This is a genomic window from Bartonella pachyuromydis, from assembly GCF_039543065.1.
Lineage (GTDB): Bacteria > Pseudomonadota > Alphaproteobacteria > Rhizobiales > Rhizobiaceae > Bartonella > Bartonella pachyuromydis.
Genome location: NZ_BAABJA010000002.1, coordinates 251,276 through 276,718, shown reverse-complemented (window position 1 = coordinate 276,718; position 25,443 = coordinate 251,276). Strand labels below are relative to the sequence as shown.

The window sequence follows — 25,443 nt, the reverse complement described above, 5'->3', positions numbered from 1 at the left end:
GAAAAGTTTCAATTTATTTTTTTAAAATGCTGGATAAGTTCAGCCATATCTTGAGGGAGTGGTGAAGAAAAAGACATAATTTTAGCTGTCTCTGGATGTTCAAAAGTCAGGCTGGCAGCATGGAGCGCTTGCCGGTTAAATTGATCGATTGCATTCTTAATAATAGGATGAAGCTTATTCGTTTTTGTTTTAAAAGCACTACCATAAACGGTATCACCTATAAGTGGGTGTCCGATATGTGCCATATGGACACGGATTTGGTGAGTACGTCCAGTTTCTAGACGGCATTCTAGAAGACTAGCAACAGATGTTGAGTCCGCATGCGTTCCATATTTTTCTAAGAGAGAAAAATGTGTAATAGCATGGCGAGCATAGGGATGTTGGTTATGGACGACCGCCTGCTTTATTCGGTTATGGGGAGAACGTCCAAGAGATGCGTCAATTGTCCAAACATTACGGTGAGGTGTTCCCCAGATCAAGGCATGGTAACGCCGATCTAGTGCACTGGTACGTCCGTGGTCAGAAAATTGAGCACTGAGGCTTTTATGAGCAAAGTCATTTTTGGCGACGACCATGACACCACTGGTATTTTTATCAAGACGATGGACAATACCAGGGCGCTTAACCCCACCAATACCAGACAAACTCTTTCCACAGTGATGGATAAGAGCATTCACTAAGGTTCCTGTCCAATTGCCATTGCCAGGATGAACAACAAGACCAGCTGGTTTATTGATAACAATGACATGATCATCTTCAAAGAGAATGTCCAATACAATGGCTTCACCGCTAGGTTCTGCATCACGAAGAACAGGCATTGTCAATTCGATGATTTGGTTGGGTTTTAATTTTGTCTTTGGCTCTTTTATAAGGTGACCGTCAACTTTCAGATAACCTTCACGGATGAGGGTTTGTAGACGTGAACGTGACAAAGCATCATGATATTGTTTAGCAAGCCACTGATCAAGTCGTTGCCCAAGAGCACCTTCATCTGTTATTTTCTGTGTAACCATACGCTTCCTATTAAGTGTTTAATAAGACCCTTTTACCAGCATGAAATTGCTTTGGTATCAAGAAATTCTTTGATTCCCCAGTGTCCGCCTTCACGAGCACGTCCCGAAAATTTTACGCCTCCAAAGTAACTTCCACTGGGCAATCCACGTCCATTCACTTCTACCATACCAGAGCGTACTTGTGCAGCGATACGATGACATTTGTTGCGATCTTGCGATTGTATATAATTTGTGAGACCGTATTCGGTGTCATTAGCCAAGGCTATGGCTTCGTCTTCTGTATGAAAGGGAAGGATTGAGAGGACTGGACCAAAGATTTCTTCTCGAAAAATACGCATATAAGGTTTTACATGAGCAAAGACTGTGGGGCGTACATAATAACCACGCTCCATTCCCATTGGTAAACCAGTTCCGCCTGCGATAAGGGTTGCACCTTCATCAATTCCAGATTGAATAAGATCTTGAATTTTATCGTATTGTTGTTTAGAAACGACGGGACCAATATGATCTCCTGCTTGATGGTTTGGCCCCACTTTCGTCGTTTCAGCAATATCTTTGGCTGTTTTGATAGATTCGGCATAGATGCTTTGTTCGACAAGCATGCGTGTTGGCGCATTACAGCTTTGTCCACTATTATAAAAGCAGTGTCGTACACCGCGTTGAACAGCATCAGAATCAGCATCAGCAAAGATGATATTTGCTCCTTTACCACCAAGTTCCAGACAGACCCGTTTTAAAGTGTTGCTGGCATTTTTAGAGATATCTTTCCCTGCTTTGGTTGATCCAGTAAAGCTGATCATTTCTAGATCTGGATGGGCTGAAAGGTAAGCACCAACATTGGCGCCATCGCCGTTAATTAAATTAAAAACGCCTGCAGGCAAAGCAGCTTCATCTAAAATTTCTGCAAACAGCATAGCAGAAAGAGGTGCAATTTCAGAGGGTTTTAAGACCATAGTACAACCAGCCAAGAGAGCAGGGATAACTTTAAGAGTCACTTGGTTCATGGGCCAATTCCATGGGGTAATTAACCCTACAACGCCGATAGGATCATAATGAAGAATCGCTTGCTCATTTCCTTCTATTAGAATCTTTTGAAATGAAAACTCTCTGTAAGCTTTAATAAAATTGCGAATATGAGAACTACCGGTTGCGGTTTGTGCATGAAGTGCCATATCGATAGGTGCTCCCATTTCCATGGAAATGGTTTTTGCCATATCGCCTGAGCGTTTCTCATAGATTTCTAGAATTTTTTCAACGAATCTAAGACGTTCTTGAGGCAGAGTTGTTTTCCAACTCTGAAAAGCTACTTTAGCAGCATTAATTGCTTTATCTGCATCTTTTGTGCTGCCAAGGCTAATAACAGCACAAGCTTCTTCTGTTGATGGATCAATGACATGAAAATCATGAGGCGTGCTTGGATCGTCCCATAGACCATTGATATAAAATTTCCGCTTATTAAACATGATGAGCTCCCTATTTTTTCTATTTTTGTATGATTAAATTTCGTCCTATTTGAGCCTTTTTAAACAAAAATAACAAGGATAATCTTCTCGAAGGTAAAGGAATTAGCTTATTTTATAACAACAAGGTTAGAGGATTTAAAGCGCACACCCCCATTGTCTATATGACTTGTATTGAATGAAATGGGAAGGAAAGAGACATCTGAGCAATTTCTCTTTCATTTTTTAATCATAGGATTTTCTTTACGAAAAATTAACTATAACTCAATGAGATCCTAAATTCGGCAATTTATTCAATATTTATAGGAGAATTTTCATTAAGAAAAATAAGAACATTGTTTTTTGTTAAAAAGTGACAGTCAGCAAAAGGTTATTAACCTTCATATGATAATCTCTATGCATTCTTTTTGAAGAAATAACTATTCTCATTGCTATAAGTTTGTTGGATAATTATGCACAATTCGAAAAAAAAATCTATTTCTACGCCTTCTTTTTCTGATGAGACTACAAAATATATCTCAGAAGAGAATGAACCTGCTAAGATTGCTGAGATATTTTCTTATCCGGAGATATGGAAAAAGGCATTTGCCCTTGGACAAAATGTGCGCTTTACGCGAACACCAGAAGTTGAGATTTTACGTCGTCGCATAGAAACAGACCCAGTTTTTGCAAAACAGTTTAAAGTTTTTACAAAAAAAAAGCAGGAAAATCTTACGAATATTGTACACTGTAATAAGAATATAGAAAATTATCCTTCAGCACAAAAGGTCATCAATCCTCAATCGATAGAAAATAAAGCGTCAATTCGTCATACAACAGCTTTAAAGCAATTATCACAGCAAGCTATTCACAAACCACTTGAGAAGGTAAGCAGGGAGCATAAATTACCAGTAGAAAATATGATGCAAAAAACAAAACCTGTTTTGCATCTTTCTGATGATGCATTTTTCGAATGTGGATCTTTTATATTAGAACAGCTTGATGCACAAACTTTAGGAGAGCATGTAACATCGATTGATTGCACGAGTGAGCTTACACCCGATATAACTTCTACCTTTGATGAGTCAATTACTGCTCTTTACCGTGTTCTTGAATACCGCTTTCCACAATTTTATGATTCCATTACATCAGAATCTCCGGCCGAAATGACTCGGGAGATCGAACAAATTTCTCATTTAAAGCATGCAAAGAATAGTATTTTTAAAGAGAGTAACCCCTGTCATTCTGGGCGTACTGTTAAAGGGACTTTTGATAGATTAAGCGATGAAGAAACAACGAATAAGCTTGAAAATATGAGCAATGTTATTGAAGATACAACAGAAGGTATCACCAAAAACTTAGAAAAACTTTCTATATTGCAACCAAAAAGTAAAGTCTTCCGATCTGCTAACACATTGTTAAGCAAAAGTGATTCTATTTTTGCATTAAATATTCAGTCTTTTGACGATAATACTTATGAGTTTCCTCCGATCGATTTATTACAAGAACCTGTTTTTCATGAAGGTACGATGATTCCGCAAGAAACATTAGAGCGCGGTGCTGGACTTTTGGAAAGTGTTTTGGAAGATTTTGGCATTAAGGGTGAAATTATCCATGTTCATCCAGGACCAGTGGTAACAATGTATGAATTTGAGCCAGCCGCTGGAGTAAAATCATCGCGGGTTATTAATCTTTCCGATGATATTGCTCGTTCTATGTCTGCTATTTCTACGCGTGTTGCTGTGATTCCTGGACGCAATGTTATTGGCATTGAATTACCCAACGCGGTTCGTGAAACTGTTTATTTACGGGAATTAATTCAATCAAATTCTTTTCGTGAAAGCCAATTTAAACTCGCTCTTGCTTTGGGGAAGGGCATTAATGGTGAGCCTGTCATTGCAGAATTAGCAAAAATGCCTCATTTATTGGTTGCAGGAACAACAGGATCAGGTAAATCCGTTGCAATTAATACAATGATTTTATCGATTCTTTATCGCATGTCACCACAACAGTGCCGTTTGATTATGGTTGATCCTAAAATGCTAGAACTCTCTGTTTATGATGGCATTCCACATCTTTTAACGCCTGTTGTGACGGATCCCAAAAAAGCAGTAACAGCTTTAAAATGGGCAGTTCGTGAAATGGAAGAACGTTACCGAAAAATGGCTAAGTTAGGTGTACGTAATATTGATGGTTTTAATGCACGCGTTGCACTTGCAGTACAAAAAGGCGAAACGATCATGTGTACCGTACAGTCAGGATTTGATAAAGAAAGTGGAGAAATGCTTTACCATGAAGAAGCAATGGATCTCACACAACTTCCTTATATCGTGGTAATTGTTGATGAGATGGCTGATCTTATGATGGTGGCAGGTAAAGAAATTGAAAATGCCATTCAACGTTTAGCACAAATGGCACGCGCGGCAGGTATTCATCTTATTATGGCTACGCAGCGTCCTTCAGTTGATGTCATTACTGGTACGATTAAAGCAAATTTTCCTACCCGTATTTCTTTTCAGGTTACATCGAAAATAGATAGTCGTACAATTTTAGGAGAACAAGGTGCTGAAACACTTTTGGGGCAGGGGGATATGCTCCATATGGTAGGTGGTGGGCGCATTGTACGCGTTCACAGTCCATTTGTTTCTGATGCAGAAGTCGAAGCTATCGTTGCGCATCTTAAAATGCAAGGAAAGCCTGATTATTTAGCCACCGTAACGGATAGTGAAGAGGAAAATAAAGAGGATGCAGCCATTGATTCAGATGGTGGAATTTCTACGGAAGAAAATCTTGGTGATGATGGTGACGAACTTTATATGCAAGCTGTAAAGATTGTTATGCGTGATAAAAAATGTTCAACCTCTTATATTCAACGCCGGCTTGCAATTGGTTATAATAAGGCAGCTTCTCTTGTTGAGCGCATGGAAGAAAAAGGCATTGTTGGAGCTGCTAATCATATTGGGAAGCGTGAAATTTTAATAAATGATTACAGTAAGTAAGCAAGATAGTTTTTTAAATGATGACTTAAAAAATACGGAATGGTTGTTATTTTAGAGATTAATGTTTGTTTGGTTTTATAAGAACAAGTGTTACCACGCACTTGTTTTTTATTGTGAAATATTAAAAACATGGAATGGGGAGTAACAAAATAGAAGCAATATTTTGTATGAATGCTGCTTTTGTGCAGTGTAGAATGATACAAAAAAGGGTTGGAGATGTCTTTAACATTTTTAGATTATCTGGAATGTAAAGAAATTAAACAAGCCTTTATGCGAGGAAAGATGGTATTGGTTCTTTCTTCTGATTGTAAAAATATTCTTTGGTCAAATGGTGCGGCGGCATATTTTTTGGGCTTTTCTTCTGTATCGGCTATCATGAAAGAAAGCTCCTTTTTAAACCAAGTGAAATATCACAAGATATTGAAGGATGCGCAATGTGCAGGTGTTGTCGTATTGGACGGTTTAAAGCGCACAGCAGAATTTTCTGTAGTTTCTATTGATAGTATAGATTTGGGCAAGGTTTTTTTACTGGAATCTTTGCTGGCAGAAAAGATTTCTCTTATTGCTGGATTGGATGAGGCACCAATGTCCGTTGCAATAATTGATGAAGATGGGACAGTGTTGGAGGCTTCCTCTCATTTTTCATTTATTGATGAAACGGTCAAGATTCTCCTACAGACGGTTGATGATGAAATGCCAGTCAAAACCATTTTATCTATAGCAGATGTTCGTACACAAGTTGGCATTATACGTTTAAAGGTGAAACCAGCACATTTTTTAATTTTATATGCGCCACTAGAATCGGATGAGTTAAACAGTGATCAAGAAACTTTTCATTTTACGCCCCAATTTCTGCCACAACGGTTTACTTGGAAAATGGATAAGAATGGACGGTTTTGTGATATTTCAAAAGAGTTAACTGAAATTGTTGGGCCTCTTTCTTCCTCTGTTTTAGGATTAAGTTTTCATGAACTTGCTCATCAGTTTAATGATGAGCGATATCAAATCCTCAGTGGTTTTATTGCAGAAGCTTTACCTTGGAGCAAACAAATCGTGTGTTGGCCTGTGGATGGTTGTCGAGAACGGCTTGATGTTGAATTGTCTGCGGTGCCAATTTTTAATGTTCAACAACAGCTTAAGGGTTTTCGAGGCTTTGGTATTTTGAAAATACAAGAGGAACAAAAGAAAAAAGATGAAAATCTGTATATGAAAACGTCGAATCTTTCAGAAAGTGAACGTTCAGCTTTTCATGAGATTGCAGAACGATTGCGTGGAGAATTGCATTCATCTGTAGATAGATCGCATTTAATTGAAGAAACAGTTGTTCAGTTGCCAAATGTACAGATATTATCAGAAAATACTACAGACCAAACTCAGATAAAAGAGCCGGCCGTTGTTTTATCATTGTTGGATACAGCGACGAAGGGTGTTTTTTGGTTGGATGGACAGGGGGATATTCAATCGGTCAGTCGTGCAGCTTTAACGCTAACGGGTTATGAAATAAATGAATTATTAGCACAGCCATTCTCCTCATTATTCACTTCACAAAGTCAATCTTTAGTAGAAAAATATTTTAAGTTAATCTGTATGAAGGGGAAAAATCAGGTTTTTCATCACGATGAAACAGCTATTTTAGTAACAAAAAGGCACAAAAATATAAGAGTTTCTATGACGATTATATCTCTAGCACGACAAGATGATTATGCTGTTATATTACGTGATATGACAGGATCAATTTTACCAAGTGATAAACGAGTAGAAGAGAATAAAACAGTTGGTGTTGTTCATGAAATGCGGACACCTTTAAATGCTCTTATTGGTTTTGCAGAAATTATGAGAGATGGTCGTTTTGGTGTGATAGATAATGAGCGTTATCGTGGATATTTACGTGATATTATCTCATCTGGAAAACATATATTATTACTGATTAATCAATTACTAGAATGCTCGAAAGCCAATTATTCTAGCTCAAATAATCAGATCAAGGCACCTCTTATATCTGAAGGATTTGATGTCATAGCTTGTTTGCGTGCGAGTATGGCATTTCTTGAGACACAGGCTAATCATAATGGCATTATCATGCGTATTGTTGCTCCAACGCGTGTACCATCTATTGGTGTATCACAACAGACATTTCGGCAGATTATATGGAATCTTCTTTCTAATGCCATTCGTTTTACACCATCAGGTGGGCAAATTATTGTTCATGTTTCTTATGAAAAAAAAGAGCGTGTAAAGATTTCCGTGAGTGATAACGGTATAGGGATGAGTGATGAGGAGATCGTACAAGCACTACAACCTTATGGACAGATAAAGCGCAAAGATGGGCGCTCTGGTGACAGCGCTTTTATGGGAACTGGTTTAGGGCTACCAATGTGTAAAGCTATGGTAGAAGAAAGTGGTGGCCAACTTTTGTTATTTTCAAAACCCAATCATGGAACAACTGTGGAATTGTTTTTTCCATATGTTTTATGAAACATTCAAAATATTGATTTATATAGATAATTTATCATTATGCAGATTGAATTAAAAATTCAAATAGTGAAGATTCTCTCATTCCAAATCTCTCTGTGTTAAATCAACAAAATCATTCTCCTGCAGGTCATAAGTGGAATGAGCGTGCGGATGAAATTGTATAAGAAAGGACAAAAAATACCTCTTATGAATATTCTCAAATGCAAGAGTCGTCGCACCATTGGGGACATGCAAATATAACAATGATGCTAGCTTGCTTCTCCACAAGCGTAAAGATATGGGGGCTCAGCAGACCACGTATAAATTCACTTTTTCTTAGCCAAAAGATCTCTGATTTCTGACAAAAGTTGTCCTTCTAAAGACATCTCTTTAGAGCTTTCCTCTTCTTGTTGTTTTCGACGGAGTCTATTCATAGCTTTAACAAAGAGAAAAAGCACCCAAGCAATAATAAGAAAATTGATAAGTAAAGTGATAAAGTTACCATAGCTAATGGTTGCCCCAGCTGCTTTAGCCGCACTCAATGTTGCTTGTTTTTCACCGGCAAGCTGAATAAACATATTAGAAAAGTCGATCCCACCTGTAATAAGCCCAATGATTGGCATAAAGATATCATTAACGACTGAATTGACCAAGCCACCAAAAGCACCTCCTATAATCACACCGATAGCAAGGTCAATCATATTCCCTTTTAGGGCAAATTCTTTGAATTCTTTAAGCATTACGTTTTCCCCTTTATGAAAAGATATACGATAATTTTAATTACCGCTTTTGATGAAAAAGAAAAGGGCGGTTTTCATTTTCTTAATAAGCATCATATTACAAAGAATAAAATTTTTTGCCAATAATATTATGGTATATCAAAAAATCTCATGAAGACTTCTATATGAGTTAAATAACTTCTTATAGAGTTTAGAATAACAAAAATATTTTTTAAATAAAGATTTATCAGTTTTCTACTAGAGAAAAATACACTTAAGTTATAAAATTATTACAAAATGTTTATAATAACTTTTTGCAGAAGATTTTAATTTTCAATCTCTACACAATTGCGAAAAAGTAAGAAAAATTTTTCTCAAACCAAAATGCTTTTTTCTTCTTTACAGTGTGTAAATATAAACGTGAAGGGCAATGATGTTATCAACTTTCAGTTATATTATAAACTTTCTTGTAGTAGTGGTACGTTGTTAATTGAGATGATATGCCATCTTTATCAACGATCTTTTATATTGAAAGATTTACGTGATGTGCAGTAGATTAGTTTTGTGTTTGGAGAAGAATTCATGAGTTTCTTTCGTTGTATTGGTCGTTCTGCTTTATTTATGTTGGACCCAGAATATGCGCACCGTTTAGCAATTATAGGTCTAAAAAGTGGACTGAGCAATTGTGACAAGATTTTCGATAAGCGTTTTTCTGTGACTGTTGCGGGTCTTGAGTTTGAAAATTTTATCGGTCTTGCCGCGGGTTTTGATAAGAATGCAGAGGTTGTCGATGCTATTTTTCGTTTAGGATTTGCTTTTACTGAAATAGGTACAGTTACGCCAAAGCCTCAAGCGGGAAATCCTAAACCGCGGCTTTTTCGCTTAAAAAAAGATGAGGCGATTATTAATAGAATGGGCTTTAATAATGATGGGCATCACATTGTTTACAAAAGACTTCGAACGTATAATCAATTTGGTATTGTAGGAATCAATATTGGAGCTAATAAGGATACGATCAAGAAAATTGACGATTACACTGCTGGTATTGCGCACTTTTATGATGTTGCTGATTATTTTACAGTGAATATTTCTTCGCCAAATACACCAGGTTTACGCGCTTTACAAGCGCGTGATAGTTTACATCTTTTGGTAGATGCGATTTCACAAGCGCGTGGTATACAAAAGGAAAAGCATGGATTTTCTGTTCCTATTTTTTTAAAAATTGCTCCTGATTTATCGGAAAAGGAGTTGGATGATATTGCTGAAGAAATACAGCATTCTGATTTTGATGGTGTTATTGTTTCCAATACCACCCTTTCACGCCAAGGACTTAAAAATAGCCTCTTAAGTACTGAGGAGGGGGGACTTTCTGGGCGTCCACTCTTTGAGCTTTCTACTACTGTACTGGCAAAAATGCGTAAAAAATTAGGGAAGGACATTGCAATTATTGGCGTTGGTGGCATAAAAGATGCACAAACAGCTTTGGAAAAAGTGAAAGCTGGTGCAGATTTGGTACAATTGTATAGTGGAATGGTTTATGAGGGACCAGATCTTGTAGTAACTATTCTCAAAGAAATTTTGCAGTTTATGCAGCAAGATGGGATTGATAGCATAAAAGCTTATCGTGATCAGAGTGTTGAAGATTGGGCAAAACGTGCACTTCCTTTGTGAGGAAACTATTTTTTCTGATGAAAACTATGAGATTTTTTTAAAGGGGCTTGCAAACTCTTTTGATCTTCCTTATGTCACAGGGGTAAGGAATAACTATTTACACAGTAGTAAACAGTTATGGTACATTTGCTTTTATGCGGTTGTAGCTCAGTTGGTTAGAGCGCTGGTTTGTGGCACCAGAGGTCGTAGGTTCAAATCCCACCAACCGTACCATTTTCCTTTATGCAACTATTCTCATTTCTTTTGTTTTTTTGCCCTTAATAACTCCGCACTTCTTGGCCTTTTTTTACGTGTGAGTAGTAACAGAACAAAAAGCCTTTCTTTCGTGTTTTTCCTTTTTTTGTCCAAAAAAAACAAAGCGTCTTAATGAGCAGAGATCTTGTCTAAAAAGGCATTTGCTCGATTTATTATTTATTTTCAATGGAATAGAGAATTTCTGCTTTTGAGTGTGCAAGTGCACTTTATGATGAGACATAAGATGCGAATCTGTAAGCTTGGATGTCAGTAGGCTTATAGTAACAACAAGCTTAGATATATAGTTGGCAGACACCGTCATGATTTGAGTTTTTTTTCTAGATTGTGTTTAGCTATGCTGCATGTGAAGCAATTTTAAATTTATACGTGGTGATATGTCGTCAAATTGGAGATTCAGTGCTTCGATTTCTCAGAAATGTGACGTGCACCAGAATATAGCCATATTGAGGATGGGCTTGCGCCAATTGATAAGCTTATTGATAATGTTTGTAAGTGCCATAATAGCGCGCAAAAAGAAAGAGAAAATCGCTGTCTTTATTATGCGAAACAGCGCGCCAATTTAAAACGCGAAATGATTGCTCTTGCAAAGCAAGGTAAAAAAGCAAAATGTCAAAATGTGGTAATGCGAATTGATCTAGCTGACTTGCGTAAGCGAAAAGAGATAAAACAAGCACAAGAAACTTTGAAAAATAAAGAGAACAGCTTATACGAGACTTTGCATGAAAGTAAATTTGCAGAGGATATAGAAATAAATAGGATAAAAGGAATTGCGACGTACAAAAGAAATATTCATAGACATATTTTATACTAAGCATAACGGAGAAGCACAAAGATGAGTATAATAGCGGGTGATGGATTAACTGGAGTATAAGTGGGTATTGCTAGGGCAGAGTTTTTGGTTAAGAATTGCACTCCGTACGCTATAAGCTCTTTGCATCCTTTATATAGGCGTTGAGGTTATCGCTCAATGCAACGTAAATGGTCTGTTTTGCCTTTAGCGCTTGTTTGGCTGCGTCCATAGTGCTGCTGCTCTATCAGCCGTTATGGTGATAATTTCCTCGTCCAAAGAACAGATCAATTGATTGCGTCATAGGGTATGTGTGCCTTTTCCGACCAATGTTTTTTTTAAAGCAGCTGTTACCTCGTGGCAGGGTTGGGTGTGCCTATATGATCAGCTTTCCAAAGAAATGGAAGCGTTATCGCGATAGCCACCAATAGTAGTCCACCGATAAAGGTAGTTGAAAATTGCAATGATATAAAAGAACTAAGGATGCCAACCAAAAAGCTTCCTACCGGCATTCCAGTATAGCCTATCACCCGAAAAGCAGAATTAGCTCGCCCGAGAAGCTGCTTTGGTGTGAGACGCTGCCTGAAGGCGGTAACACCAATAAACCATAAGCTTGCTCCAACGCCAGCAATAAAGGTGATACCCCATACGACGAGAGCACTTTTTGAAAAGGCAGGAATAAGCAGCAAGGCAACCGTTCCTAAGCCGTCAGCGAGAACAGCTAGGCGCACCGGTGCATAGCGTATACGCGGCGCAAAGAGAGCACCTGCCATTGTACCAAGCGCGTAGGCTGCAAACATCACGCCATATTGGCTGCTATGGAGGCCCAGATACCGACCGTCGGTAACGAAGAAGATGAACGAGGTTAGGAATGCACCAAATACCACCGATAGAAAGAATGTGAGTACTGTAAGGGAAATAAGATGCCGATTTGAAAAAATGAAATGAAAGCCGGCAATTATATAACGGAAAGTGAAGTTTTCTTTATTAAATGCTGGCGATGTCGGAACAGCACAGCGAGCGGTAAAAATCAACGTGATAAAAAGCACGATTAACAGGCCGAAAAATAGCAATGTGCTATGCGCTAAAATGCTGCTTGTTATGATAGGGGCAAGAAAAAAGGAGACACAGAAATCTAAAAACAAAACAATTGAGTAGAAGGACATTAATCGTTCTCCCTCCATGATAAGTGGTGGAATTGTCATGATATAAGCTTCGGCAGAAACGACGATGAATCCAGCAATGGTTGCATAGAAGAAAATTTGTTCGGCTGGAGAAATCAGTATCATAAGCAGTACGAACAGTACAATATGCAGTAGCATGAAGATGAGGAGAGCAGAGGTGGCAAGTTTTATTTTGTCGCAGCGATCAAGTAAAGCACCTGCAAGGATGCCGAAAATTGGCCACGCTAATGAGAAGAGACTTTGCGCCCAACTTACTCCGACTACGCCATATCCAGATTGTCTTGCTAATAGCGGAATGGCAGTGCGCAAAGCACCGCTGAGTAAGGTGAGCAGAATAACTGTTAGGCAAAAATAACGTATGTTCTTATTGGCAAAAAGCGTGAACATTCTTTTCTCCTTAAGATGCCACACAGATTTCCGCTGGTCTATCAAGTACGGCGGTTGTATTCAGCATGTTTGCGATATAGTCATCGAAGATATTCCTATCTGCTTGAGGTAGAAGAAAACACATGAGGTTGGAATACTATTGCCAACCACACTGAGTCAGCTAGAGATCGTTACCACTTTCTACGATAAGGTCTGCGTCTATGAGCTGTTGTAGATTATTGTATACGAAAAAAGGGAATGCGGTCCAGTCAATTCTTTCTTTGTTGGCATAGTCGTTATAAGGTAGCCGCATACACAAATCCTTAGAGACTTGTCGCTCCGCTGATACCCAATTGTAGTATACTTTGGATTTTCCTTTAAGTTGTATGTCGGTAATGTATCCGCTTCGACTGGGATTGGTTCGTGTGACGAGTGAGCCGAGAATCGATAGTGCTGACGTCCCGAAGCCAACCACCTAATCGTCATGATAATTATGCAAATATTTGTGATATCGGAAATAATTAGCGGAACTTGTTTTAGCGAGCATTAGAGGAGTGTTATTAGCAATTTTGATATAGGAATGTCGGCTTGCTTGTGTTGATTATTAGGGTTGGATGATGTGAGTATCTTAGTACGTTTTCATCAATCCAAAACCGACTTATTTTAGACAAGAGTTAAATGTGTCCTTTGGGATTATTATTATGATTAGTCATAGGCACCCTTTTAAAAAGGGGGCCATATGGATGAGCTTGGAACATGGTATTTTATGGGGGCACTTGCCTGCATATGCATTTTCGTATAGGTTGATTGAGCAGTTGGCTTTATGATCGAAGCCGTTGTATGTTTTTCATGTTTTTGCTCTCATGCAGATGATAAGATAATCGCGGAATGTGTGCAGCGTAATAAAATTGATTCCACATCTGTAAAATGAGGTCATAAAAGGCGATCATATGGCGGTCGTGGGTCTGCGGAAAAGTGTTTATGATCATGTGATTTGTGAGAGCGTACTGAGAAAGAATTTGCGCAAAATCTCGATAATGTTTCTGATGTAAGATTATTTTTTTAACTGCCAAGAATTTTTAAAATAGCAACGTTCATTGGCTCTTATACGTCAGATTGAGCAGTATGAGCGCGCGAGGGCGAACAAAAGCTTTATTTTGGCTGGAGACAAAAGGAGCAAGCAGCGAGTTTGATTTGCGGCTTAAAGAATTGATGAAGATCAAATGCGGCAAGGCACATTTTGAAGCACTAGAAACGGACGTGGCATATAACCAGATGCCGGTGTCCAGTTGGCACGACTATAAGCGCGGGGTGAGGGCAGAGCTGGCAGCTGAGGCGGGTAGTATTACCGCGCAGCGCGTAAATGATGCTAACGCGCATGTACTAAGCACCACCGTTGCCGCACAGTAGGGAGACAAGCACATATGGGCAATTCCGAGTATTCACTCCTTTTGATTGTACTGTATCGTTTCTTGTATAAGAACGTGAGCTGAAGGTTAGTGTATGTAAGTTTGTATATTACATACTACATTTATATAGTAGTTACCGTATATTATATAAATTTTCTTTATATTTATAAATAACAGTTTTAAATCACTATTTATTGTTATAAGTTAACATGTATGGAGAACGAGGCATTAAATGGGGAGGGGTAAATGCTTACAGTACTTAATTCAGTGCGTGACCAGCAGTTTAAGAGAGATGGTTTGCGGTTTGAAGCCAATTTTGTAACTGATATAGAAGCTCCGTTTGGTTAGTTTAATCAGAAGATTATGTCTAGCGAAGGTCCGCTTATTTCTGACTTTGTGACGCATGAGAGCAGTTTTAACTACAGCACTTATGGTATCCACATTGGGCAAGATGACCGTCTGACCTTCATGGGAGATAATGGTAAGTATATTCATGGGCATTTTGTTGATTGTCGGGAAGGAAGCCCAACTTTGCATCATCATGTAGCGATAGCATTTGCACCGAGTGTCTATCGCCGGCTTATTGTTCCACGAGGTGTCGCTCATACTTTTGATAACATAGAACGTATCGTGACACGGGATGAGCCTATTTGATATAGTGATATTGATAATCCTGCGTAAAATATCGACAATGATGTTATCTCTGTGGATAGAAGTAAAGAGCTCGAGTCTTTTCCTATAGTGAGGGGTAATGCGCATAGGTTGCCTGATAACGGACATCTATTCTTGTCTAAAATATCACAAAAACTTCTTAAGAACCTAAGAGTTATTTAGCGCATTACCCTGTCTATATTGATGGAGAAGAAAGATTTATTATGCTAGAGCCGAAGGCATGGGCGGATGATAGTACAGAGCTAGAGCAATTATTAATGGTTCCATCTGCGCTAGGGATGGGAGTGGGACGCAACCGTTATGCGCTTACGGGTGCGAAGTCTTGGACGCTGGTGCCGAATACGGAAGCATGTGTAGCAGATATTTTGAACCTTTCTGCATGCTGTGATGAACGACAAGTGCATAAAACCAAATATGTACATGCACGTACAAAAAAGTTGTACACTTTTCTTAACCACCAAGGATTAGAGCTTGAACTTGAGTTTGTTGATTTACGCAAGGGCTCTCAAAGTTTTGGGACTGTTTCGCGACTACAAACAATCTGCGATCCCCGATTTCATGTTTCTATTGAGCTAGGCGTAGCTTATTCGGCTCGGTGTGCTAAAGATGTTTTGGTTCGCTGTGAAGGGCAAGTTTTTGTATATGAGAATGAGCCGCGGATGGATATTCCAATGTTTGGTCAGGACGCTATTGTGGTTACCGATGCTTTATTAAGAGATGGTCTCAATTGTCCCAAATTGCGCTGCCCAGATACGATCCTTTATCAAATGGCTAAATATGAACAACAAAACAGCTAGGCTGTTGTTGTAGAGTCTGCACTCGCTGCTGAACATTAAAGAGAAGGAGAATAAATATGGAAAAGTAACAAAATTTAGAATTAAAACTATGGAAAGAAGAGTTAGAGCTTCTTGTAGCCTCTGCTAAGGATGAAGGCGAGCTTGCGGCATTGGAAGCTTTTCAAAAAGCTATGAGTCCGCATTTCGATGATCCAAGTGCTTTGCGAACGCTTTTAGGAAAAATTACTATGAGCCTATTTTCTTTGGACCCTAATTTAGGTGTGCAGAATTTTGCATCGCTAGAAGAGCTAAAAGCGGCACTGCCAGCTCATGTAGAGTTTGTCGCCGCTTAATATGAAAGAAGCTGGGATGCAGGTTCGCTTTTTCAGTGAAGAAAGAAGAAAACTTTCGATTTTTATCGCGATCGGTTGTTTTCTTCTTTTATCGGAAGCCATTTATGATCTCGTTTTTGCCAATATCGCCTACTCGCTTACAGGGAAAACGACTTCCGTCACAACTACTTATGCGATTGGGTATGTTGCTGAAATCATCGTGATGATATTGGGGGCGGGTTTTATAGATCAGTTTAACAAATGGCGCTTATTCATCGCTACGCAAATATTAAATATTATGGTGTTTGCGTTGGTGATGATTGTTTTGTCGCGTGATTATATTCATATTATCTCTCTATGGGGTTTTGCTTTTTTTGTTGATCTTATCCATCATTATTCGCGGCTGATTTTTTTTCTCTTACGCCTTTTCTTTTTATTAAAGAGCAAATCTTTTTGGTTAATTCTACTAAAGCGGTGGCCTATGGCCTTGCTAATACTATTGGCCCTACTTTAGGTGCTTTGGCCATTCTCTATATAGGCTTAAACACTTCTTTGTTAGTCTCTATTGGTTTGATGTTGGCCAGCCTTATTTTTACGCTTAGCATGGCGGTGCGCAGTCCTTTAGAAGAGCAAATTAAGGGCATACAAACAGTTCAAAAAGCTGGTTTAAAGGAGCGGTTTAAGAAAAGCATATGGGGTACAGCGTGCGCTGTTTATCAATTGTTGAAGCATCTTCGTTGGCGTGTATTTCTTTTGAGCTATTCGAGTTGTGTTTTAGTGATTGGTGTTTTGGTGTTGTTGTGGGTATCATTTTTACGTGGTTTCCATGGCTTTGCAACCCAACAAACAGGCTATTTATTTAGTGTTGCAACAACAGGCGGTATTATTGTCGCACTGGTTTTCCGCCGCTATGGGCAGAAAGCGGGTATAGTGATGGTTTTACAGCTGTCACATTTTATCATGCTAGGAGGAGTTGTTTTGGCGCTTGGGATACGAGGGAATATTTATATGGCGGGTGTTGGCATGTTTATTTTTTCCTTTGGCTCGTCCTTATATTTTCGGTCAACAGAAAGCGTTATGCAAATAGCGATTCCAAAAGATGTTTTTGGCAGCTGGTATGGTGTGATTGATTTTATCACGCGTTTTTTGGGCTTGCTTGGTATTCTTGTAGCTGGTTGGGCTTTTGATACTCTGGGCGCTTACGCCCTTTATAGTGTTCTGCTTGGTTTGTTATTTGTAGCGGCCTTTGCGTGGCGTGGTAATAAAATAGCATGGATATCGGCCTTGCCAAAAACAGAAGCAGATATTCGCTAAAATCTTATTTGCATCGGGTAAAGTTTAGTAGATAGATTTTTCAGTTATAAGTCTTTTGCATCTTTTTAGTCTATGGGGTGCAGCTGGATTGCACTCCGTTACTTGCGGCGGGATAAGTAGTTTTTATTTCTTCCTTTGTACTTCAAATTTTTACTATAGAAGGACGCCTAGCGATAAAATGATTACTGACGTTTATAGCACCATAGGGGTCAAACTTGATCCTGCTCGGACACTACATATTGGCATGACTTTTTTGGCAAAGCAGGATTGAAATTGGATCAAGAAAAAAATGATGAATTATTGTCTTGTCCCTATAAAGAGCGTAAAGAAAATCTTCGTAGATATATGAGAATTGAAAATAAGTTCACGTGTCAGCTTGAGGAAAATATGCAGGATGCATTTTATGAGCGGTATCTTGCTATCTATGCTCCTCTTAATGCTCAACGAGATTATCAGGGAGTTACCATACAGTTATGGCGCAAAAATAGTAGCTCAAAATATCATCACGGCAACTAAACGACTGTGTGAACGCCAGCCTTATGGAGACGAGCCATTTTTTATATTCGATGTTGATTCTGCGCTGGAACGGGTTCTGCGTTTGCAAGCGGTCTGTCAGCAATATTTTCCGGACCCAGTTATCGCTGTTTCGGTTAAGTCATGCTCGTTAGGTTTGTTGTTGCGACTAATCGCTGAGCACGGACTTAGCGCAGAAGTATGCTCGGCAGATGAGCTTCAGCTAGCTTTAAAGGCTGGTTTTACTGGCGATAAGATTGTATTGAATGGGCCTTATAAATCTCTCAACGATTTTTCTCAAGGGATTGCTAAAAATGCACTGATTCATGTCGACAGTCCGCACGAACTCAAGGCCATAATTGATCTGGTTTCTGCTACTGACCGCGTAGTGGGTCTTGGCTTAAGATTGGCGCATTTTTACAAAGATAGCCAGCGTTCTCGTTTTGGAGTGACAGTGGAAGAATTTGAGGAAGAAATCGTTCCCTTGCTGCAATCTTGCAGGAATGTTTATCTTAAGGGCTTTCATCTTCATATCGGTTCAAATCTGGAAAGTCCGGCACGAATTATTGAGAATTTTCGTGATTGGCTTCCTTTCCTTTTAAAAAATATGCCTAAGGGAGGATATCTTGATATAGGGGGCGGATTTCCAGCAGACTCCTTCTCAGCAGATGCTGAAGTTATGGCTACGAAACCACGGGAGTTTTTCCAAGGAATTTTTAATGTTTTATCTGAACAAGACCCCACTTTACCTGCTAGATGGAAATTGTTTTTTGAGCCTAGTAGGTATATCAGCGAAGATCATGGTTATACTGTAGGGAGAACTGTGAGTATTAAAAAGCGCGGTCAGGTCGATATTATACAGACAAATCTTAGCATTAACTGGATACCTTCTGTGCGTGTTTGGCATCATTCGCTTGTGCCGTTAGAGGAGAAAAAAAACGCTTGTGGTAAACATGCGTCAGATACTAGCAGGTTTTAGCGGTTTTGAAAATGATTGTCTTTTTTTTAGGGAAGATTATGGTTTGGGCAAAGATCAGTTGTTTATTATTCGCGGTTGCGGTTCTTATGATTTACAAACTGCTCATGAATGGACGCGTCTTAAACCTCCCGTATATGCTTTATACAAAAAAGATATCGTAACAGCTAGGCTTGCAGAAAATGCCTTACCAGCTGGATGAGTGGATTTATTGCATGCAGAGGAAGCTATTAGTGTGGATAAAAATATTCAACTCGCACCCGCTTCCTCGAGATACGCTTCCGAACTTTTTAATATCATAGATCGTAATAGAAAGGAATTCAGTCAATATATGGCTTGGCCACGTTATGTTATGAATGAACATGATGAAGCTATTTTTCTTGACGTTTGCTTTTTGCAATATCAGAAGAATGATGGAAAAACATATGCTATTTTGTTTGATGAAGCTCCAGTGGGATTACTTTCTTTCAATAGGATTGATAGTGGTAATAAGATCGCTTATATTGGCTATTGGCTATTGGCTATTGGCTATTGGCTATTGGCTATTGGCTATTGGCTATTGGCTATTGGCTATTGGCTATTGGCTATTGGCTTGATTTAAAAATTCAAGGAAAAGGGATTATCACTAAATCTGTGAAAGCCTTGATACAGCCTTATTTGAAATCTGGCGAAATAAAAAGATTTGGCATAACATGCTCAGTAGACAACCCAAAAAGCAACGCAGTAGCGCAGCGCTGTGGCTTTGAGCTTGAGGGCAGATTGAGAAAAGCTGAATTGTTGAACGGCGTTTTTCATGATCAGAATATTTATAGCTTTATAATGTGTGATTAGCTAAAAAAGTATTTCTTGATATATTGTATGGACTGTACCGATGAGGTAAATTGTCAATACTGAATAAAATTCAGTTGCGCAACTAAGAAGTCATATATACAGCGTCTGGAGAGAGGCAAAAAAAATCATTGAGGGGGTTAGTGCTTTAAATCAAGCTAGATTTGTTATCAGAATAGGAAATTTGCCTTTCGTTCATCTGTCCACCAATGCTGAGTGTTTCTCGTTGTCTCAAGCGTTTATCGCAGTTGCGGTAAGGCGCAGTTAATGAGACGTTATGATTGGGTATCTTACTGTATAGATTTAGCAAGCAGAAGTGGTGATGTATATCGCTTTTTGTGGCCATGAAGAGTAGAGATGTCATAATTACGCTGAGCATCCACTATAAGATTTTATACGATTATTGCTTGCCAGAATGGCTTTAGGACTTTTGTTTTTTACAAACAGAACGTTAGCGCCGATATATCGTGTGCAGTGCCATTTTTCACTATGTTTAATATGATAAGCAGTTTATAATGATAACAAGGTCTCTTTCGCCTTGATGAGAGTTGCATATTCTCTAAAATGAAGTTGATAAGAATTTTTAGTAACGCTTAAACATGAGATGATACCATAAGAGCGGGCTTTGATTGTTTTTTTAATTGGTGTGTTATGGCTGTGAAAAATGGTAAACAAATGAAAAAAAAGGGTTCTAAGCCTGTCGCTCGTTTCCTAAAAAATTTAAGGGGTGTAAACAATTGGGAGCAAGTTTCGCAGTGGCTCGCTTTCCGTAAGGTAGAAGATATTGAATGTATTACGCCTGATCAAGCGGGTGTGCCTCGTGGCAAGATGATGCTTTCTAAAAAATTCACCTCGGAAACATCATTGGCATTACCTTCAGCGGTTTTTGTTGCAACAATTTCGGGAGATTATCCTGAAGATGGTCATGGTTTTGAATATCCCAAAACAGATGGTGATTTACGCCTTGAGCCTGATTTGTCTACATTAAGCATTGTACCGTGGGAAGATGCTCCCACAGCACAAGTGATTTGTGATCTTGTCTATCAAAATGGACAGGTTGTGGATTACACACCACGAAATGTTTTACGAAAAGTCATTGATTCTTATACGAAAATGGGACTAAAGCCTGTTGTTTCACCGGAAATTGAGTTTTATTTGGTAGAAAAAAATCCAGATCCTGATTATCCTTTAGTTCCTCCAGTTGGCCGTTCTGGACGTTCAATTGGTGGGGGACAAGGGTATTCGATTGCCGGTGTGAATGAATTTGATGAGTTCATTGATGATATTTATCATTTTTCGGAAGCACAAGGGTTGGAGATTGATACACTCATTCATGAGGAAGGGGCAGGTCAATTTGAAATCAATTTACGCCATGGTGATCCAATCGAATTAGCTGATCAAGTTTTTATGTTTAAACGAACAATTCGTGAAGCAGCACTAAAGCATAATATGTATGCCACTTTTATGGCCAAGCCTATTCAAGGGCAGCCAGGTTCTGCGATGCATATTCATCAATCAGTTGTTGATAAGAAGACGGGTATGAACATTTTTACACAAAAGGATGGTGAAGAAAGTGTTTGGTTTCGTCATTTTATTGGTGGGTTACAACGACATATGGCAGGAGCACTTGTAATGCTTGCTCCTTATGTAAATTCTTATCGACGTCTTATGCCGGATATTTCAGCACCTGTTAATTTACGATGGGGATATGATAACCGCACCACAGCGTTTCGTGTACCTCGTTCTGCTCCTCAAGCTCGGCGTGTTGAAAATAGGCTTCCCTCGTCAGATGCTAATCCTTATTTAGCTCTTGCAGCTTCTTTGGCTTGCGGTCTCATTGGATTACAGCAAAAGCTTGAACCCGACGAACCAACAACAAGTAATGTGAATGCTGATAACATTGAATTACCGCGTGGTCTTATTGAAGCGGTCAATTTATTTGAACAAGATACAGCGATACGTGCTATCCTAGGAGATGTGTTTGTCAGTACTTATGCTGCAATCAAACGACAGGAATTTGAAACTTTTATGGAAGTAATTAGTCCGTGGGAGCGCGAATATCTCTTGCTTAATGTTTGAGGTTTATCACGATGATTGATTATAATCCGATTTCTCCGGGAATTTCGTGGTATGAGGATACTTTAGAAGAGCGCCCCTCTTATCCATTTTTAAATGAAAATATACAGTGTGATGTCATTATTATTGGAGGTGGATTTACCGGCCTTTCAGCTGCTTATCATTTAGCGAAGTCGGGAGTGCAGGTTGTTTTATTTGAAGCTTCCCGTTTTGGTGATGGTGCTTCAGGGCGCAATGGTGGACAATTAGGAACGGGGCAACGACAATGGGTAGAAACACTAGAGAAAAAATATGGTTTTGAGCGAAGCAAGGCTCTGTTTGATTTGGCTGAAGAAGCCAAAAGAGATATCTTATCTTGGTGTGCAAAGCCTGATTGCCAATGCGATTTTATGGGAGGGCAGCTTTCTGTTACTCATAAAAAACGTGAACTAGCATCTTACCAACGGCATATAGAGACAATGCAACGTTATGGTTATCACGGTCTTACTTTTATGGACAGGGATGAAACTGCAAAACGGCTTGGCTCCTCTTTTTATCATGGTGGTATTTATGATGCGAATACGGGCCATATTAATCCCTTAAAGCTTATTGTTGGGTTAGCAAAAAATGCGAAAAATGCTGGTGCTAAGCTTTATGAGAAAACACAAGTAACAGGAGTAGAACGCGGTGGTAGCCATTGGAGGGTGATAACAAAACGGGGGAATATAAAGGCGGAGCATGTGTTACTTGCGACCAATGCTTATAAGCTTGGACTTCAAGGATTGATTGAGAAAAAGATTTTTTCTATTCGCTCTTATATCGGAGCAACGAAACCTTTGGCAAAAGAGAGTCCGATTCTTCGAGGAGGAGAATCGGTAGATGATTCTCGTTTTATGGTTCGCTATTTTCGCAAAAGCATTGATAATCGCTTATTATTTGGTGGAGTAGAAAGCTATGATAATCAGTATCCTGCAAATTTAGAAAAACGTATAAGACGTCAGATGACTGAAATTTACCCTCATCTACACTCTGTTAATCTAACCCATCATTGGGGAGCAACTGTCGCCATTACGGTTGAACGTATGCCTTATGTTCGCCAACTTTTCTCAAGGATGACTTATTGTGGTGGTTATTCGGGCCATGGCGTTATCCTTGCTCCTTTTATAGGGAAATTGTATGCTGAATGGTTGACGGGAAAACGCGAGCGTTTTGCTTCTTTTCAAAACTTAAAAATTTCGTCTTTTCCAGGGGGAAGAATTTTGCGTTATCCGTTGGTGTTTTTGGCAATGCACTGGTTTTCTTTGCTAGATCATTTTTAATGAATTACCCTTTACAATGAAGAAAATTAATGGCTTGTTTAAGATCTATCTGCTTTAATGATGTGAGCCTCTCTAAATTGTTCCAGCTTTTATAATTGAATGGGAAGATAGACAAATTTATGGTAAGTAAAATTATTCCAGTCTCTCCATTTGATTGTGTTGTTTTTGGTGGTAATGGTGATTTAACATCACGCAAACTTATACCTGCTCTCTATCATTGTCAGTGTGTTGGACAATTGAGCGAGCCAACGCGTATTATTGGAGTTGCGCGTTCAGCATGGAGTCATGAAGAGTATCAAAATTTTGTTCGCACTTCTTTAGAAAAACATGTTAATCAAAAAGATCTCAATCAAATTGAACTTCATCGTTTTCTTGCGCGTTTAAGTTATGTTTCTGTTGATGTTACCTCAAACCGAGGATGGCAAGATCTCGCTCTATTGCTGTCAAAAGATTCAGCTGATATTCGAGCTTTTTATCTAGCGGTTGGTTCTCCACTTTTCCGTGATATTGTGGAAAGATTAGGGCAAAATAATCTAGTGACGCAGCAAACACGGATTATCATTGAAAAACCTATTGGCCATGATACCAAAACAGCAGTTGAACTCAATGATATATTTGCAAAAGTATTTCATGAAGATCAAATCTTTCGTATTGATCATTATCTTGGCAAGGAAACTGTTCAGAATTTGATGGCATTGCGATTTGTTAATACGCTTTATGAGCCATTATGGAATTCCAATTATATTGATCATGTTCAGATAACGGTTGCTGAATCTCTAGGGTTGGAGGGGCGTGCAGAATATTATGAAAGTGCAGGTGCACTACGTGACATGGTGCAAAACCATATGTTGCAGTTGCTCTGTTTGGTGGCTATGGAAATACCATTTACTAATAGAGCGAATGCTGTGCGTGATGAAAAACTGAAAGTTTTGCATTCTTTAACGCCTCTTGGTATTCACAACGTAGAGCAACATACTGTACGTGGGCAGTATCTTTCCGGTATCTTGGACGGTGTTCTTATGGGATCTTATCTTGATGATCTGGGAAAAAAATCCAGCAAGAGCGAAACATTTGTAGCACTTAAAGTTAAGATTAACAATTGGCGTTGGGCAGATACACCTTTTTATTTACGAACTGGTAAGCGGATGTCCACGCGGATGTCTGAAATTGTTGTTGTTTTCAACCCCATTCCTCATAACATTTTTAATGTAGATTCGGATGAGATTTTTTCTAATCGGCTTGTTATTCGTCTTCAGCCTGATGAAGGAGTAAAACAATGGTTGATGATTAAGGATCCAGGTCCAGGTGGCATGCGATTTCGTCATATTCCATTGGACATGAGTTTTGCGTCTGCATTTTCTCAGCGTAATCCTGATGCTTATGAACGCTTATTAATGGATGTTATTCGTGGTGATCAAACACTCTTTATGCGTCGTGACGAGGTTGAAGCGGCTTGGCGTTGGATTGACCCTATTCTTGAGGGGTGGCGGGTAAGAAAGCAGCCTATTCATGGATATGGTGCTGGTTCATGGGGACCATCTGCTTCAACGCTTTTGATGGAACGCGATGGACGGATGTGGAATAATTTAGTTTAGAGCAATAACGATGCATGGAATAAATATTGACCATTTAAATTTTAAAACACCAACAACCCTTGCTTTGGCGTTGGCCGACCATGTTGCAGCAGAACTGAGTGTAGCGATTCTGGAGCGTAAGCGTGCGATTTTAGCAGTTTCTGGTGGAAAAACACCAAAACTATTTTTTCATTATTTATCAAAAGCTGATATCGATTGGCAAAATATTATCGTCACTTTGGTTGATGAACGTTTTGTACCTGCTCATCATGAGCGTTCAAATGAACATATGGTACGGCATCATTTGTTACAAAATTTTGCCGCTAAAGCGCATTTTGTAGGGCTTTATCATGAAACACGTACCGTTGAGCTTGCTGCTTTTTCAGCAGCTAGTCGAATCAATACTTTATCTCAGCCCTTTGATATCACTGTTTTAGGAATGGGAAATGATGGACATACTGCGTCCTTTTTTCCTGATGCGGATCGTCTAAAGCAAGCACTTGATCTTCAAACACGAGCACTTGTTTTACCACTTCATGCAAAAAGCGCCATTGAGCCAAGACTCACCTTAACTTTGCCAGTTATAATTCAATCGCGTTGCATTATTCTTCATTTTGAGGGGGGGCAGAAACGCGATTGTTTTGAAGCGGTTTGCCAAGATGGATCTGAAATGGAAATGCCTGTTCGCGCTGTTTTACGCAATGCCCATCATCTTGTTCAGGTTTATTGGTCTCCGAATGAAAATGAAATAAACGAAGTGAATACATGATCTCTCATCATTGATGATG

The 25,443-nt window shown here is 39.0% G+C and carries 22 protein-coding genes and 1 tRNA gene; 19 read left to right on the top strand and 4 right to left on the bottom strand.

The genetic code is table 11. From position 1 onward, the window contains the following. Positions 1-8: 8 nt before the first annotated feature. Together ABD917_RS03020 and ABD917_RS03015 are read right to left on the bottom strand one after the other, a co-directional pair. Positions 9-1,013, bottom strand: a complete 1,005-nt coding sequence (locus tag ABD917_RS03020; RefSeq protein WP_345118618.1) for an RluA family pseudouridine synthase — start codon at positions 1,011-1,013, stop codon at positions 9-11. Between the two features lie 32 nt (positions 1,014-1,045). Next, positions 1,046-2,476 carry an aldehyde dehydrogenase family protein gene (locus tag ABD917_RS03015; protein WP_345118617.1) on the bottom strand — a complete coding sequence of 477 codons (1,431 nt, stop codon included), beginning with the start codon at positions 2,474-2,476 and terminating at the stop codon, positions 1,046-1,048. Positions 2,477-2,925: 449 nt separating this feature from the next. Between ABD917_RS03015 and ABD917_RS03010 the strand changes: the two genes are divergently transcribed. Together ABD917_RS03010 and ABD917_RS03005 are read left to right on the top strand one after the other, a co-directional pair. After that, on the top strand, positions 2,926-5,451 hold the full coding sequence (locus ABD917_RS03010) for a DNA translocase FtsK (protein WP_345118616.1): 2,526 nt from the start codon (positions 2,926-2,928) through the stop codon (positions 5,449-5,451). Positions 5,452-5,667: 216 nt separating this feature from the next. Next, positions 5,668-7,926 carry a PAS domain-containing sensor histidine kinase gene (locus ABD917_RS03005; RefSeq protein WP_345118615.1) on the top strand — a complete coding sequence of 753 codons (2,259 nt, stop codon included), beginning with the start codon at positions 5,668-5,670 and terminating at the stop codon, positions 7,924-7,926. A gap of 305 nt (positions 7,927-8,231) precedes the next feature. Here the strand turns inward: ABD917_RS03005 and mscL are convergent, their stop codons facing one another. Next, positions 8,232-8,645 carry a large conductance mechanosensitive channel protein MscL gene (mscL, locus tag ABD917_RS02995; protein WP_345118614.1) on the bottom strand — a complete coding sequence of 138 codons (414 nt, stop codon included), beginning with the start codon at positions 8,643-8,645 and terminating at the stop codon, positions 8,232-8,234. A 561-nt stretch (positions 8,646-9,206) separates the two neighbouring features. On the opposite strand from mscL, the gene ABD917_RS02990 reads away from it, so the two are divergent. The 3 genes from ABD917_RS02990 (at position 9,207) to ABD917_RS02980 (ending at position 11,361) form a co-directional block, all read left to right on the top strand. Beyond that, entirely contained in the window at positions 9,207-10,295 is a 1,089-nt protein-coding gene (locus tag ABD917_RS02990; RefSeq protein WP_345118613.1) for a quinone-dependent dihydroorotate dehydrogenase, read from the top strand. 136 nt (positions 10,296-10,431) lie between these two features. Then, positions 10,432-10,508, top strand: a tRNA-His gene (locus ABD917_RS02985). Positions 10,509-11,121: 613 nt separating this feature from the next. Then, a complete protein-coding gene (locus ABD917_RS02980; RefSeq protein WP_345118612.1) occupies positions 11,122-11,361 on the top strand; it encodes a hypothetical protein in 240 nt (79 codons plus the stop codon). 326 nt (positions 11,362-11,687) lie between these two features. Here the strand turns inward: ABD917_RS02980 and ABD917_RS02975 are convergent, their stop codons facing one another. Continuing rightward, entirely contained in the window at positions 11,688-12,908 is a 1,221-nt protein-coding gene (locus ABD917_RS02975; protein ID WP_345118611.1) for an MFS transporter, read from the bottom strand. A 1,104-nt stretch (positions 12,909-14,012) separates the two neighbouring features. Here ABD917_RS02975 and ABD917_RS02970 point away from each other — a divergent pair. From ABD917_RS02970 to pgl, 14 genes are all read left to right on the top strand, one after another. Next, the gene (locus tag ABD917_RS02970; RefSeq protein ID WP_345118610.1) at positions 14,013-14,297 is read left to right on the top strand and encodes a restriction endonuclease; all 285 of its coding nucleotides are present in this window, start codon (positions 14,013-14,015) and stop codon (positions 14,295-14,297) included. A 362-nt stretch (positions 14,298-14,659) separates the two neighbouring features. Further along, entirely contained in the window at positions 14,660-14,950 is a 291-nt protein-coding gene (locus ABD917_RS02965) for a dTDP-4-dehydrorhamnose 3,5-epimerase family protein (protein ID WP_345118609.1), read from the top strand. Positions 14,951-15,171: 221 nt separating this feature from the next. Beyond that, positions 15,172-15,765, top strand: coding sequence for a hypothetical protein (locus ABD917_RS02960; protein WP_345118608.1), 594 nt, complete (start codon positions 15,172-15,174; stop codon positions 15,763-15,765). A 149-nt stretch (positions 15,766-15,914) separates the two neighbouring features. Then, a complete protein-coding gene (locus tag ABD917_RS02955) occupies positions 15,915-16,097 on the top strand; it encodes a hypothetical protein (protein ID WP_345118607.1) in 183 nt (60 codons plus the stop codon). A gap of 1 nt (position 16,098) precedes the next feature. After that, the gene (locus ABD917_RS02950; RefSeq protein WP_345118606.1) at positions 16,099-16,590 is read left to right on the top strand and encodes a hypothetical protein; all 492 of its coding nucleotides are present in this window, start codon (positions 16,099-16,101) and stop codon (positions 16,588-16,590) included. Next, a complete protein-coding gene (locus tag ABD917_RS02945) occupies positions 16,530-17,390 on the top strand; it encodes an MFS transporter (protein ID WP_345118605.1) in 861 nt (286 codons plus the stop codon). Before ABD917_RS02950 ends, ABD917_RS02945 begins: the two co-directional genes overlap by 61 nt. Positions 17,391-17,793: 403 nt before the next feature. After that, positions 17,794-18,882 carry a type III PLP-dependent enzyme domain-containing protein gene (locus tag ABD917_RS02940; protein ID WP_345118604.1) on the top strand — a complete coding sequence of 363 codons (1,089 nt, stop codon included), beginning with the start codon at positions 17,794-17,796 and terminating at the stop codon, positions 18,880-18,882. Then, entirely contained in the window at positions 18,857-19,081 is a 225-nt protein-coding gene (locus ABD917_RS02935; RefSeq protein WP_345118603.1) for a hypothetical protein, read from the top strand. The genes ABD917_RS02940 and ABD917_RS02935 overlap by 26 nt, the downstream gene beginning before the upstream one ends. A gap of 129 nt (positions 19,082-19,210) precedes the next feature. Beyond that, positions 19,211-19,480 (top strand): GNAT family protein, encoded by a 270-nt coding sequence (locus ABD917_RS02930; protein ID WP_345118602.1) that lies wholly within the window; start codon positions 19,211-19,213, stop codon positions 19,478-19,480. Continuing rightward, the gene (locus tag ABD917_RS02925) at positions 19,432-19,710 is read left to right on the top strand and encodes a GNAT family N-acetyltransferase (protein WP_345118601.1); all 279 of its coding nucleotides are present in this window, start codon (positions 19,432-19,434) and stop codon (positions 19,708-19,710) included. Before ABD917_RS02930 ends, ABD917_RS02925 begins: the two co-directional genes overlap by 49 nt. Before the next feature lie 648 nt (positions 19,711-20,358). Beyond that, positions 20,359-21,786 carry a glutamine synthetase family protein gene (locus tag ABD917_RS02920; protein WP_345118600.1) on the top strand — a complete coding sequence of 476 codons (1,428 nt, stop codon included), beginning with the start codon at positions 20,359-20,361 and terminating at the stop codon, positions 21,784-21,786. Positions 21,787-21,797: 11 nt separating this feature from the next. Continuing rightward, the gene (locus tag ABD917_RS02915; RefSeq protein WP_345118599.1) at positions 21,798-23,081 is read left to right on the top strand and encodes an NAD(P)/FAD-dependent oxidoreductase; all 1,284 of its coding nucleotides are present in this window, start codon (positions 21,798-21,800) and stop codon (positions 23,079-23,081) included. Between the two features lie 119 nt (positions 23,082-23,200). Then, positions 23,201-24,676, top strand: a complete 1,476-nt coding sequence (gene zwf, locus ABD917_RS02910; RefSeq protein ID WP_345118598.1) for a glucose-6-phosphate dehydrogenase — start codon at positions 23,201-23,203, stop codon at positions 24,674-24,676. Between the two features lie 10 nt (positions 24,677-24,686). Continuing rightward, positions 24,687-25,424 carry a 6-phosphogluconolactonase gene (pgl, locus tag ABD917_RS02905; protein WP_345118597.1) on the top strand — a complete coding sequence of 246 codons (738 nt, stop codon included), beginning with the start codon at positions 24,687-24,689 and terminating at the stop codon, positions 25,422-25,424. Positions 25,425-25,443: the final 19 nt, after the last annotated feature.